This is a genomic window from Accumulibacter sp., from assembly GCF_016789985.1.
Taxonomy (GTDB): Bacteria; Pseudomonadota; Gammaproteobacteria; order Burkholderiales; family Rhodocyclaceae; genus Accumulibacter.
In genome coordinates this window covers 1-11753 of record NZ_JAEUOL010000212.1, presented here as the reverse complement: position 1 = coordinate 11753, position 11753 = coordinate 1, and the positions used below count along the sequence as shown (strand labels likewise).

Annotated in this window: 11 protein-coding genes and 1 pseudogene; 10 read left to right on the top strand and 2 right to left on the bottom strand. The window is 61.6% G+C overall.

Annotation, left to right across the window (positions count from 1 at the left end):
- Positions 1-186: 186 nt before the first annotated feature.
- The 9 genes from ylqF (at position 187) to JNK99_RS12345 (ending at position 9789) form a co-directional block, all read left to right on the top strand.
- Positions 187-1080 carry a ribosome biogenesis GTPase YlqF gene (gene ylqF, locus JNK99_RS12385; RefSeq protein WP_291853521.1) on the top strand — a complete coding sequence of 298 codons (894 nt, stop codon included), beginning with the start codon at positions 187-189 and terminating at the stop codon, positions 1078-1080.
- Positions 1081-1094: 14 nt separating this feature from the next.
- The gene (locus tag JNK99_RS12380) at positions 1095-2009 is read left to right on the top strand and encodes an acyltransferase (RefSeq protein WP_291853518.1); all 915 of its coding nucleotides are present in this window, start codon (positions 1095-1097) and stop codon (positions 2007-2009) included.
- Between the two features lie 143 nt (positions 2010-2152).
- The gene (locus JNK99_RS12375) at positions 2153-4849 is read left to right on the top strand and encodes a LuxR C-terminal-related transcriptional regulator (protein ID WP_291853515.1); all 2697 of its coding nucleotides are present in this window, start codon (positions 2153-2155) and stop codon (positions 4847-4849) included.
- Between the two features lie 267 nt (positions 4850-5116).
- Positions 5117-5782, top strand: coding sequence for an AAA family ATPase (locus JNK99_RS12370; protein ID WP_291853512.1), 666 nt, complete (start codon positions 5117-5119; stop codon positions 5780-5782).
- Positions 5782-6621: a hypothetical protein gene (locus JNK99_RS12365; RefSeq protein ID WP_291853509.1), complete on the top strand. Its 840-nt coding sequence runs from the start codon at positions 5782-5784 to the stop codon at positions 6619-6621. The genes JNK99_RS12370 and JNK99_RS12365 overlap by 1 nt, the downstream gene beginning before the upstream one ends.
- 200 nt (positions 6622-6821) lie before the next feature.
- Entirely contained in the window at positions 6822-7460 is a 639-nt protein-coding gene (locus tag JNK99_RS12360) for a DUF47 family protein (RefSeq protein WP_291853506.1), read from the top strand.
- A 13-nt stretch (positions 7461-7473) separates the two neighbouring features.
- Positions 7474-8487, top strand: coding sequence for an inorganic phosphate transporter (locus JNK99_RS12355; protein ID WP_291853504.1), 1014 nt, complete (start codon positions 7474-7476; stop codon positions 8485-8487).
- 112 nt (positions 8488-8599) lie between these two features.
- Complete coding sequence (locus tag JNK99_RS12350) at positions 8600-9235, top strand: DUF47 family protein (RefSeq protein WP_291853501.1); 636 nt, start codon at positions 8600-8602, stop codon at positions 9233-9235.
- 305 nt (positions 9236-9540) lie between these two features.
- Positions 9541-9789: a hypothetical protein gene (locus JNK99_RS12345; RefSeq protein WP_291853499.1), complete on the top strand. Its 249-nt coding sequence runs from the start codon at positions 9541-9543 to the stop codon at positions 9787-9789.
- 177 nt (positions 9790-9966) lie between these two features.
- On the opposite strand, the gene JNK99_RS12340 is transcribed toward JNK99_RS12345, so the two are convergent.
- Together JNK99_RS12340 and JNK99_RS12335 are read right to left on the bottom strand one after the other, a co-directional pair.
- A complete protein-coding gene (locus JNK99_RS12340; RefSeq protein ID WP_291853496.1) occupies positions 9967-10386 on the bottom strand; it encodes a hypothetical protein in 420 nt (139 codons plus the stop codon).
- A 65-nt stretch (positions 10387-10451) separates the two neighbouring features.
- Positions 10452-10895 (bottom strand): glycine zipper 2TM domain-containing protein, encoded by a 444-nt coding sequence (locus JNK99_RS12335; RefSeq protein ID WP_291853494.1) that lies wholly within the window; start codon positions 10893-10895, stop codon positions 10452-10454.
- Positions 10896-11367: 472 nt separating this feature from the next.
- Here JNK99_RS12335 and JNK99_RS12330 point away from each other — a divergent pair.
- Positions 11368-11602: pseudogene (locus JNK99_RS12330) on the top strand (IS110 family transposase); the annotation flags it as partial.
- Positions 11603-11753 lie beyond the last annotated feature (151 nt).

Here is an 11753-nt window from a genome sequence, read left to right as displayed (position 1 = left end):
ATCGTCTTGCGCATCCCAGGGAGGGCCTCTTCCAGACCAAACCGTACCTCGTCCGCTAACTTATCTGTCTTTCCCATCGTCTCTCAATGTGTTGCCTCGTAATAATCAGAGATTACATTAAAAGTGATGGGTGGTAAGCGCGAACAGGTGGGATAATGACGCTTTTTACCAAGCGTCGGATTTTCCATGACTATCCAGTGGTATCCCGGGCACATGACTGTGGCGCGCAAGAAGGCGGCCGAGGCGATGGCGGCGATCGACGTGGTACTGGAGGTGGTCGATGCCCGTCTGCCCGAGGCGAGCACCAATCCGATGGTTCGTGAACTGCGTCTGCAACGCCAGAGGCCCTGTCTCAAGGTGCTCAACAAGGCTGATCTGGCCGACTCATCGGTGACGCAGGCTTGGATCGACTACTACAATCGGCAGGAGGGCGTGCGCGCAGTGGCCGTGTCGTGCAAGCGGCCCGGCGACGCGGCGCGGCTGCCGGCACTCTGCCGGACGCTGGCACCGCACCGCAATGATGGCACCAAGCCGCTGCGCATGATGATCATGGGCATCCCGAATGTCGGCAAGTCGACGCTGATGAACGTCCTGCTCAAGCGCAAACTGGCCAAGGTGGGTGACGAACCGGCGGTGACCCGTGCGCAGCAGACGTCACAACTGGACATTCGTCACTGGCTGACCGATACCCCCGGGCTGCTGTGGCCGAAGATCGAGTATCCGAGCGATGGCCTGATGCTTGCCGCGAGCAATGCGGTGGGCCGCAACGCGGTGGTCGAAGAAGAAGTCGCCGGTTTTCTGGCCGGACTCCTGCTTGCCCGTTACCCGGTATTGTTGGCCAGGCGTTATGGCCTGGTCGTGGAGGCGAGCCGCTCGCTCGACGCGGTGGCGATCATCGAGGCCATTGCCAGGCGGCGCGGACTTCTGCAGCGTGGCGGCCAGAGCGATCTCGAGAAGGCGGCAAACGTGTTGTTGCAGGACTATCGTGATGGCCTGCTCGGCCGCATCAGCCTGGAGACGCCGACGACGCGGCGGGCCATGCTGGCGGCAGAAACGACAGCGGCTTCACTGGCACAGTAGCTTTCGCTTGAACCATGCTCAACTTCCTTCCCGCTCCGCTGATCGGCTTGGTCGCTTTCCTGCTGCTGGCGCTCAACTCGCTGTTCTGGGTGCCCGTTCTGTTGCTGCTCGCGCTGCTCAAGCTGGTTCTGCCGCTGCACTCCGTCCACCTGCGTCTGGATCCCCTGCTGGTGCGCATTGCCGAGGCCTGGATCGCCTGCAACAGCGGCTGGATGGCGCTCACCCAGAGGGCGCAGTGGGATGTCCAGGGTGTGGCCGGTCTCGATCGGCGTGGCTGGTATCTGGTCAACTGCAACCATCAATCGTGGGCCGACATTCTGGTTCTGCAACACTTGCTGACGCGGCGCATTCCCTTGCTCAAGTTCTTCCTCAAGCAGCAACTGATCTGGGTGCCGATCATGGGGTTGGCCTGGTGGGCGCTCGATTTTCCGTTCATGCGTCGGCACAGCGAAGAAGTCCTCAAACTGCATCCGGAACTGCGTGCCCTGGACCAGGAAGCGACGCGGCTGGCTTGCAAGAAGTTTTCACTGATTCCGACCAGCGTCATGAACTTCTGCGAAGGCACGCGCTTCACGCGGGTCAAACATGAACGTCAGCAATCACCCTATCGCCACCTGCTGCGACCGAAAGCGGGTGGGATTGCCCTCGCCTTGAACGTGATGGGCGACAAGTTTCACGCGATTCTCGATGTGACCATCGTCTATCCGGACGGAGCGCCAGACTTCTGGGCGTTTCTCTGCGGCCGGATGAGATGCGTGTGCGTTCGCGTGCAGAGCTTGCCTGTACCGCAGGACCTGGCGACCGCCGACTATGCTAATGACCCGGCGGTGCGCGAAGCCTTCCAGGAGTGGATTCAGCAGATCTGGCGGGCCAAGGATGCGCAGATCGAGGTGTTGCTGCAAGCGCCAGGGAGCCGCACGAGATCGTGACGGCGGGGCGGTGTCTGTCGGTGCGTGCAGTGTCGGTGGTGGTGGAATGGCTGCCCTGTTCCGACTGCCTGACGTATCATTCGTCTTTCTTGCATTCAGATGGCTCCGGGCAGATTGGCTCGCGCTAGCCAGGCCAGGTGGAGATGCCTTTTTTTCAGATCGCGCGCAACAAGCTGCACCGTCCCCGGATCATCGGCGACTTCGTGACGCGCAGCGACCTGGTGGCCAGACTGGAAGCGGGGAGCAGCCTGCCGTTGACCCTTCTGGCGGCGCCGGCTGGTTATGGCAAGACTTCTCTCGTCGCGCACTGGCTGGAAGGTCGTGAGGGACGGGTGGCCTGGCTGTCGCTTGACGTCGACGACAGCGAACCGGCGGCTTTCGCGCGCTGTGTCGCTGCCGCCATACGCACGGTGTTTCCCGAGGCCTGCGCGGACACGCTGGCTTGTCTCGACCTGGCACAAGCACCGTCCCTGATGGCGCTGTCCGTCTGCCTGAGTAATGATCTCGAGGCGCTGACCGCGCCCCTGATCCTCGTGCTCGACGATTATCACCGTATCGACTCGCTGCCAACGCACCTCCTGGTCGACCGCCTGCTGGCGCGGCCAGTCCCTCATCTGCATCTGGTGGTGATCAGCCGCAACAATCCTCCATTGGCGCTTGGCGCTTTGCGTGTGCGCGAGGAACTGAACGAGATCACCATGCTTGAATTGCGTTTCGCCAAGGCGAAAACAGCCACTTTGCTTGAACGTGGTGCCGGGCGTGTCGTTGCGGAGGAGGCTCTCGACCGCCTGCACGAGTGGACCGAAGGCTGGCCAGCCGGCGTTCGCCTTGCTGCATTGGCGTTGCGGTACAACGCCGGCTTCGATCAACCCGGGCACCGCCGCAATGGCGGCATGGCGCAGGTAGATCAGTATTTTCTCGAGGAGGTTTTTTCTCAGCAAACCGAAGGGGTGCGTCACTGTCTGCTGCAGACGTCGATTCTCGAGCGCTTTTCCGGTCCTTTGTGCGACGCACTCGCTGATTCCCGAGCCGAGGACGCCGATCACCTCGACGGCGAGGCGTTCATGCACTTCGTGTCGAGCGGTTCGGTACTCTGTATGCCGACTGACGACAGCCTGCGCTGGTATCGTTACCATCGGATGTTTCGGGAGTTTCTGCAGTGGCAGCTTGCCAGGCTGTACCCGGAGCAGGCGATCGGCGAAATGCATGGACGGGCCGCTGCCTGGTTGGCAGGTCAAGGCCTGCTCGAAGAGGCAATCCTGCATGCGCTGGCTGGCGCCGGCCCGGAGGCGGCCGGGCAAATGGTGGCCGTCCAGCGCAACTTGCTGATCCGGCGTGAGCAGCGTCATCGGCTCAACCGCCTGCTCTCCCTGCTGCCGGCCGATACGATAGAGTCGGATGCCGAGTTGTTGCTGCTCAAGGCCTGGCTGATGCACCATCAGGGCCGTCAAGTGGAAACACCGCCGGTTCTCGACCGCATCGAGGTGTTGCTGGCCCACGCCGCCGCCGACCTGCCTTCCTCGCGCCTGCTGCCGCTGCGCGGCGGCGTGCTGGCGCTGCGCAGCCTGCAGCACTATCGCGACGGGCGAGTCGACCTGGCGGTTTCGGCTGCCGGGCAGGCGCTGGAGTGCTTGCCGGCAGACTGTGTGGACGATCTGGTTGTGGCGCAGGCGGTTGTCGGGGGGGCGCGGCAAATGGCTGGCGATCTGGCCGGTGCTCGGCAGTGGCTGCACGATTGTCTGGCGCACGCACCGGGTCCGGTCGAGAGGTGCCAAGCGCCACTGGCGGCTGCACTCGGTTTCATCGACTGGATGGCCGGCGACCTGTCGGCCTTGTTCTGGAGAGCGAGCCAGCACTATAGCGGTGCGGGCGGGTCTCACCTGGGCAGTGCTGGCGAGGTCGGGCTAGGAGCCTATTTTCACGGCCTGGTGCAGTATCAGCGCAATGAGCTCGCACTTGCAGAAGCGACGCTGTCTTGCGCTGCGTCTCCTGTGCATGCCCCATCGCTCGGTTACCGGACCGAAGTTTCGTTTGTCCTGGCCGCGGTCTACCAGGCGCAGGGTCAGGCCGACCGGGCACGCGAGATCATTGACGAGATCTGTCAGGAGTTGTGGCGCAAGGCTGATTCGCCCGCGCTGTTTCGTGCCCAGGCCTGCCAGGCGGAACTCGCGTTGCGTCAGGGACGGCTCGATCAAGCCCGGGAGTGGGCGCGCAGCTTCGATCCCGGGCCGGTTCATTTTGCCTACCACTTTTCCAGTGCGCCACATCTGACGCTGACCAAGGTCTGGATTGCCGAGGGAAACGCGGACAGTCGGGAGCAGGCGGCTCGCCTGCTGCAACTGCTGGAAGCGCAACTGGCGGCACGGCACAACGTTCGCTTTCTGGTCGAGGTGCTCGCCCTGCAGGCGCTGCTGCAGCATGGTTTGGGCGACGAAGCTGCGGCCAGCGAGCAACTCGGCCGTGCCGTGCTGCTGGCGCAACCCGGGGGGTTCATCCGTCTGTTCGTCGATCTCGGGCAGGAGCTGGTGCAGCCGCTCAAACGTCTGACCCCGGACAAGGCCACTGCGCATTACGTCGGGCAGATTCTCTCTGCCTTCAACGACGACTGGCTGGTGACGGCCGGGCGCCAGCAGGTGGGCGCCGACCTTACTCGACGCGAACTCAAGATCCTCAAGCTGCTTGCGGTCCGGCTGAGCAATGTCGAGATTTCGGAGGAGTTGTGTATCTCACGGGCGACTGTCAAGCGGCATACCCAGAACATCTACCGCAAGCTGCGCGCCTCGAGCCGCCGCGAGGCCGTGGTTCGCGCCAGGACTCTCAACATCCTCGTCGACGGCTGACCGTGCGGTGTGGCGGGCAGCCGTAGGCCGCTTGCCGGCCGCCGCCTGACAATGCTCAAAGATGAGTTTTGTGATGCCGACTTCCTTGTCCCTGCTGCATCTGGCGAGACGATTCGTTGACTTAAGTCAGAGACTGACCACTCCGGCAAAAAATGGCCCATTTCATGGCCCTCCAGAGGCCGATTTCGCCTTGTCGGGTTTTCCCAAGATGGCATAATTGCTCGTTATGCAAATCCAAATCATAGCTGTTTCAGCAAGGTCGGCGCCATGTCATCGTCACTAGGTCGGGTGGTTGCCGTCGTTTCCCAGAAGGGCGGGGCAGGCAAGACCACGGTTGCCATACAACTGGGTGGCGGTTTTCATGCGATCGGCGCATCGGTTCTGCTGGTCGACCTGGATCCGCAGGAGAGCGCTTTTCGCTGGGCAGAGTCGGCACCCCTGCTCGACTCCGAGCTGCAGCTCGATGTGCGCAAGATGTCGGGCCTGGAATTGATCAAGCACGTTGCGGAACTGCAGCGGGAGGCGGATTACGTGGTGCTTGACACGCCGCCATCGATCTACCACCCCTCGACTCTGGCGGCGCTGGCCGTGGCGCATCTGGCCATCGTGCCGGCGGTGCCCAGCCCGACCGACCTGTGGTCCACCTTGGCGGTCGAGCGGCTGATCCTCAATCGGATGGAGCAGAGTCACCGCCTGCATGGCTGCATTCTTCCCAATCGCGTGCAGAACACCGCCCTGGCGACCGATGTGCTTGAGCTACTGCACGAATTCACCTTGCCCATCGTCGATGCTATGCTCTGCCAGCGTAATGCTTACGCGCAAAGTGCGGTTATTGGAGCGTCCGTCTTTCAGCTCGGTTCTGCCGCTGAAGCTGCACAAGCAGAGGTTCGTAAGCTGATCGCGGCCATTCTTAAACAATTGGGAGACAACTGATGATCACACCCCCTCGCACCACCACCAGCACCGCCACCACCAACAACAAGACGGCCTTGCGGGCCAGTTTGAAAAAGGAAGACGAGTCGCTCGCCGAGCGCCTGGTGGCGACCGATGTTCCGCTGGTGCCGCCGCCGGCGCCGGAAGCCCCGGTTGCGGTGACGCCACCGAGTGAGCCAGTGGTCCCGGCGGCACCGGTACGCAGGGCAGCGCCCAAGGCCGCAGCGAAGCCAGCGGCAGCCAAGCCGGCCCCGGCCAAGAAGGCTGCCGGGGTGACGCCGCCAGCTACGGCAACGCCGGCCAAGTCGGCAAGAAAGGCGGCAGCGGCCAAAGCTGCCACCGCCAAGCAGGAAGCCGTGAAAGCTGCCGCAGTGGCTGAACCTGCACCGGCAAAGGCCAAGCCGGTCGGCAAGCAGGCGGTTGCTGCGGCCAAGGCCAGGGCCAAGGGCAGCGTTGCCGAGAAACCCGGCATGGCCGAAAAACCAAGCGTTCCGGAGAAGCCGGCCAAGCCGCAGAGCAAGGTCGAGACGGTCGCCAGTGCGGCGAAGGAGCAGGCGGGCAAGAAGGCTGCGAAGATCGAAGAAGCCGTGCAACAGATCGAGAAAGTGGCCAAGGAGAAACGGGACAAGCTGGTCCGTTATTCGGTGGAGTTGCTGAAGAGCGAAGAGGTAGCGATCGACGCGCTGCGCGCCGAGCTGTCGAAGGCTGTGGGCTGGGCGGCAACCAAATCCGACATCCTGCGCGCCGGCGTGCGTCTGTTTGCCGAGCAGAAGGCGGAGCAGATGAAGGAGTTGCTTGCCGGTTTGGCCGAGGTATCGAAAGGCAAGAAGAAGGGCTGATCGGCGTAGGCCTGTCTGCAGGGCAATCAATCGGGCAGGGACCTTGGAGCCGAGGCGTGACGCCTCGGTCAGGGCTCCTGTTGTCTGGAAAAAGTAGTGGTTGGTAATCGGGTGGTGGCTGAAGTGGTGCCGATCGTCGGTCGGCGTTAACCGTCTTAACTGAGTGGTGCTCGCAAGAGCGGATAACCAAGGGAGGTCGTATGTTTAGCAGTCTGATGCCGCAACGCAAGGAATTCTTTGAACTTCTCGCCGCGCATTCCGAACAGGTGGTCGCCGGAGCCAACGCAACCTTGCGTCTGATCAATGGCCTGGGCGACGACAGTGTCAACCTTTCCGCACTGGTCGCGGAAGTCAATGAACATGAACACAACGGGGACCAGATCAAGAACAAGGTAATCGAGCGGTTGCATCAGTCCTTCACGACGCCGATCAACCGCGACCAGATTCACTCGCTGATCAGCGATCTCGACATGACGCTGAATGTCCTGCAGAGCGTTGCCAACGCGGTGGGCATGTACAGTATCAAGCAGTCGACGGTTGAAGCGCGCGCCATGGCGTCCTTGGGTGCCGACGCCTGCATGCGCCTGAATCGCGCGGTGGCGGCGCTGGCCGACAAGGCGCGCGGCGCGGAGACGCTCAACCTGTGCAAGGAGATCGAGGAAATCGAGTCGAAAGCCGACAAGGTGCAGCACCAGGCGATCACCGCCCTGTTCCAGGACGGCGCCAACGTCTGGCAGACGATGAAGCTGAGGGAGTTCTACTCGCTTCAGGAGGCCGTGCTCGATGCCTGTCAGGAAGCGGCCAAGATGATCGAAGAGATCCTGATCGAGAACTCCTGAGAGGTAGCCCAAAATGGAAGGCCTAAATATGAGCATCTGGACGCTGGGGCTGCTGATTGCAGTGGCTCTCGCGTTCGACTTCATGAACGGGTTTCATGATGGCGCGAACTCCATCTCGACGATCGTCGCGACCGGTGCCCTGACCCCGAAGCAAGCGGTACTGTTCGCTGCGTTCTTCAACTTTGCCGCGCTCTGGGTGTTCCAGCTCAAGGTGGCGGCGACCATCGGCAAGGGTACGGTCGATCCGTCCTTCGTCGATTACTACGTGATCTTCGGGGCGTTGATGGGGGCGTTGATCTGGAACATCATCACCTGGTATTACGGTATCCCTTCGTCGTCGTCGCACGCGCTGGTCGGTGGCCTGGTCGGAGCGACGGTGGCCAAGGCCGGCTCGGGTGCGCCGATCGTCTGGGAGGGTTTCGGCAAGATCCTCGCCTTCATCATCATCTCGCCGCTGGTGGGCGTGATCATCGGCGGCTTGCTGATGGTGCTGGTCGCCTGGATTTTCCGCGGCACCTCGCCGTATCAGGCCGGCAAGTTCTTCAAGGGCGGACAGTTGTTCGCCGCCGCTGCGTACAGCCTGGGGCATGGCGGCAACGACGCACAGAAAACGATCGGCATCATCTGGTTGCTGATGATCACGGCGGGAGTGGCGACCAAGGATGTCGCCACGCTGCCGACCTGGGTGATCTACTCGTGTTACTTCGCGATCGCCTGGGGTACCTATCTCGGCGGCTGGCGCATCGTCAAGACGATGGGAACCAAGATCACCAAACTCAACGCGATCAGCGGTTCGTGCGCCTCGATGGGTGGCGCGATAACCCTGGGGCTGGCGACGCTGGGCGGTATTCCGGTGTCGACGACACACACCATCACCGGCGCGATCATCGGTGTCGGCGCGGCCACCGACGTCAAGGCGGTGCGCTGGGCCATCACCGCCAACCTGCTGGTTGCCTGGGTACTGACGATTCCGGCGGCGGGTCTGGTTGCCGCGATCTTCTGGTATATCGGGACCAAGTTCCTGTAGAACCGGAGCACCTCATTGGCCGACCCCGACACCCTTGCCACGGGGTGTCGGGCAACACGCGGCAGTGGAATCAGTGAATAGTCGTTACCACAGTTAATCAAGGGAGATACTCATGTTACCCAAGCGGTCCGAGTTTTTTGAGCTTCTCGCGGCACATAGCGAGCGAGTTCTGGCAGGGGCCAGTGCCATGCTGCGACTGGTCAACAGTCTCGGGGTCAGCAAGCAGGATGTCGCCGCGCTGGTCGAAGAAGTCAACATGAACGAGGCGAGCGCGGATCAGATCAAGGCCGATCTGCTGACCATGTTGCACAAGTCCTTCGTCACGCCGCTCAACCGGGATCAGGTTTACAAACTGACCCTGGACATCGACAACATCATGAACGCCGTGCAGGATGTCGCGCAGGCCACCAGCATTTACAACGTCACCGAAGCGAATACCGAGTCGCACGAAGTGGCCTCGATGACGGTCGACGCCTGCACCCGTCTGACGCGCGCCATCGCCTCGCTGAAGGAGCGGGAGCGCAACCAGGAGACGGTCAATCTCTGCCTGGAAATCGAGCGCATCGAGGAGAAGTCGGTCGCGGTCATGTATCAGGCGATCAAGAGTCTGTTTGAGGTCGAAGGGGACGAGGTAGCGGCCTTGCGCGCGCTGCGCATGCGGCAGTTCTATTCCCTGCAGGAAAAGGTTCTGCGGGCGAGCAAGAAGTCGGCCCAGACGCTCGAAGAAATTCTGCTGCAGAATGCCTGAGCTGCAGCCGGAGGTCGTAGCCCATTGCGGATGCCGCTTCCTCCGCGATGGGCTGGCTGGTTTCCGGTTCGCGTCGAGGGGCCTTCAGGGTCCCTCGATTTGCTTGCAACACCCCGGCAACGGGGCGTAATCCAGCCGCCGCAGGCGTCTGCGGCGGTCACGTTTTTTCGGAGAGTCGGATAAGCTAAGGCCGACCGGACGAAAGGAACGTGAAACATGAGAGCAAAGCGCAAGCAGCACAGCGCTGAATTCAAAGTGCGGTGGTCACGGTAGCTTATACCACCCCAGTGGCGGTCCAAGCTACCGTGACCACCGCACCCGACGACTTCTTCAACCGCGATCTCCAACGTATCGCGCAGTGTTCCGGCGATGGATTTGACGGACTTGCGCCATTCGTCGTCATTACCTTGTTCAAACTGATAGCGTTCGTTCGCAAGCTCATTGCTCAGACTTGCGGTGATGTCACTGACCCGAGGCGCTTTGAATGGCGGCTCTCGCTGCGGCAAAAGCCTGCCTTGTCAGCGCCCCGGCTGATGGAGCTAACAGGTTGTTGAAAAAACATTGCGCCTCCCACCAGGCAAGCAGAGATTTTGCTTGAACCGGTAAATTTGCACAAATTTAAGCAGAAATTGCCTATTTGTTAGGCAATCCAGCAGGAAGATCAACGTTTTTTAGCAATTTTTTCACCCAAATACGTTTTTCAACAACCTGCTAAGCTTCCCTGTGCTGCTTCACTGCATCAGGACAGGGGACATCGGTAGCGGGTCGTTGCCGCGCTTGACATTCAGGATGCAGAGAATGGCCGGTGAATTCGCATTCGCCGAGAACGAGCCGGCCAGCGCGTTGGCGTAGTCCTGACCTGAAATCTGCCGGTGGTAGAAACGCGAGGTGAGATCCAGGAAATAGGCATCGGCTCTTTGCAGCAGGTCATCGCCGATACTTCGACTGCCTATCCGCATCTCCCCGCAGCACTGCTGCACCTGGTCGAGATAGGCGTCGTAGGAGCTGTCCGGCCGCCAGGCGTCGGGAGCGCAGGCGGTTATCAGGAGAAAGAGGAGCAGGGTGGCGAGCCAGTTTTCACGCGCAGACCGCCGGGTCTGTGACGGGCGGCGGAGAGGGCGCAGTCGGCACCGGGCTGGGCGGGTCGCCATGGTGGTTTCCTGGAGGCAAGGTATCGGGCGCTGGATGCGCCCGATACCGGGAGAGCAAAGGTCGATCAGCGTGGCACGACGCGAGCGTCCTCACCGCTGCCTTCGATGAACACGCGCTGTCCCTGGAACAGCGACGGGTTGAATGGCTGGGTGATCGAAACCAGTACTCCATTGGTCGTGCGCACGATGATCTGCTGGCCCTGAACCGGCTTGTCGTATTTCTTCTGGATCTGGTTGCCGGCGATGGCGCCGCCAACCGTGCCGAGAACCATCGCCACATCGCGTCCCGTGCCGGCACCGATCAGACTGCCAATACCGAGACCGGCGAGACCACCGACCACCGCGCCGACCCCGGCGTGCTGATTGCTCTGCAGTTCGACCACGGTGATCTGCTCGATCGTACCGCTACGAATTTCCATTTCGCCCGGCTGCGACCCAGGTACGGCGCAAGCCGTCAGAACCACGGCGAGGACCAATGCTGAAAGGTACGCGGTGAGTTGCTTGAACATACTGATCTCCATGGTTGATTTCAGGTGGTTGACAGGGACGCGCGCTGACCAGCTACCGTAGCAGGTGAAAGCCGGGGGGGATGGTCATGGCGGACGTGGCCAACATTCCCGTCAACCACGCTGCTCCCGAGGTCGGTGCGTATCGTACGCCAAAAAGCACAGGACCGGGAAGACAGGCTGGCTTGGTTGGTCGCCTGCTGCACGAAGGGCTGGTTCCTGCCGGAGACGGTGAGGTAGCTGACCGTCCGGCCTGGGAGACCACGATGCAGGCCGTCTTCTTGCCGCAACCTTTGACGCCAACCATGTATTTGGTGCGCCTGCGATGGCGCCAAGTTGCAGCGAGCGGGTAGACCCTTACTATTAACCCGGCCCATAAATAAGTTAATGGGATGGTCGCCCCATCTCGAAACGACATCCGAGTGCCAAAGTGGAGAGGCGATATTTCCACCAGCAAGCAGGAGAGGCGACCGAGATGAAGATGACGACAGTTGGTATCGATCTGGCCAAGAACGTGATCCAGGTGCATGGCGTGGATGAACGAGGCAAGGCCGTGCTCAGGAAGCCGCTCAAGCGCGAGCAGGTCGCATCGTTTTTCGCCACCCTGCCACCCTTGCCTGATCGGCATGGAAGCCTGCGGCAGCGCGCATCACTGGGCGAGGAAGCTGGAAGCGTTCGGGCATACCGTAAAGCTGATGGCCCCGCAGTTCGCCTGACAGCGTTGATCCTAAATTCCTCTGTTAGCCCATTGCGGCAGCCAGACCAGGAGGGGCCAGGGCCGTGTGCCGCGGCATCTTGGGTTTGACTGCGATGATTTTGTCGACGATGTAGCGAACCAGTGCAGGCCAGCGGGCGGCTTTC

What these genes read in the sequence shown, in the direction of transcription:
- ylqF (WP_291853521.1), top strand. Translation starts at nt 187, where the DNA reads ATGACTATCCAGTGGTATCCCGGGCACATGACTGTGGCGCGCAAGAAG.
- JNK99_RS12380 (WP_291853518.1), top strand. Translation starts at nt 1,095, where the DNA reads ATGCTCAACTTCCTTCCCGCTCCGCTGATCGGCTTGGTCGCTTTCCTG.
- JNK99_RS12375 (WP_291853515.1), top strand. Translation starts at nt 2,153, where the DNA reads ATGCCTTTTTTTCAGATCGCGCGCAACAAGCTGCACCGTCCCCGGATC.
- JNK99_RS12370 (WP_291853512.1), top strand. Translation starts at nt 5,117, where the DNA reads ATGTCATCGTCACTAGGTCGGGTGGTTGCCGTCGTTTCCCAGAAGGGC.
- JNK99_RS12365 (WP_291853509.1), top strand. Translation starts at nt 5,782, where the DNA reads ATGATCACACCCCCTCGCACCACCACCAGCACCGCCACCACCAACAAC.
- JNK99_RS12360 (WP_291853506.1), top strand. Translation starts at nt 6,822, where the DNA reads ATGTTTAGCAGTCTGATGCCGCAACGCAAGGAATTCTTTGAACTTCTC.
- JNK99_RS12355 (WP_291853504.1), top strand. Translation starts at nt 7,474, where the DNA reads ATGGAAGGCCTAAATATGAGCATCTGGACGCTGGGGCTGCTGATTGCA.
- JNK99_RS12350 (WP_291853501.1), top strand. Translation starts at nt 8,600, where the DNA reads ATGTTACCCAAGCGGTCCGAGTTTTTTGAGCTTCTCGCGGCACATAGC.
- JNK99_RS12340 (WP_291853496.1), bottom strand. Translation starts at nt 10,386, where the DNA reads ATGGCGACCCGCCCAGCCCGGTGCCGACTGCGCCCTCTCCGCCGCCCG.
- JNK99_RS12335 (WP_291853494.1), bottom strand. Translation starts at nt 10,895, where the DNA reads ATGTTCAAGCAACTCACCGCGTACCTTTCAGCATTGGTCCTCGCCGTG.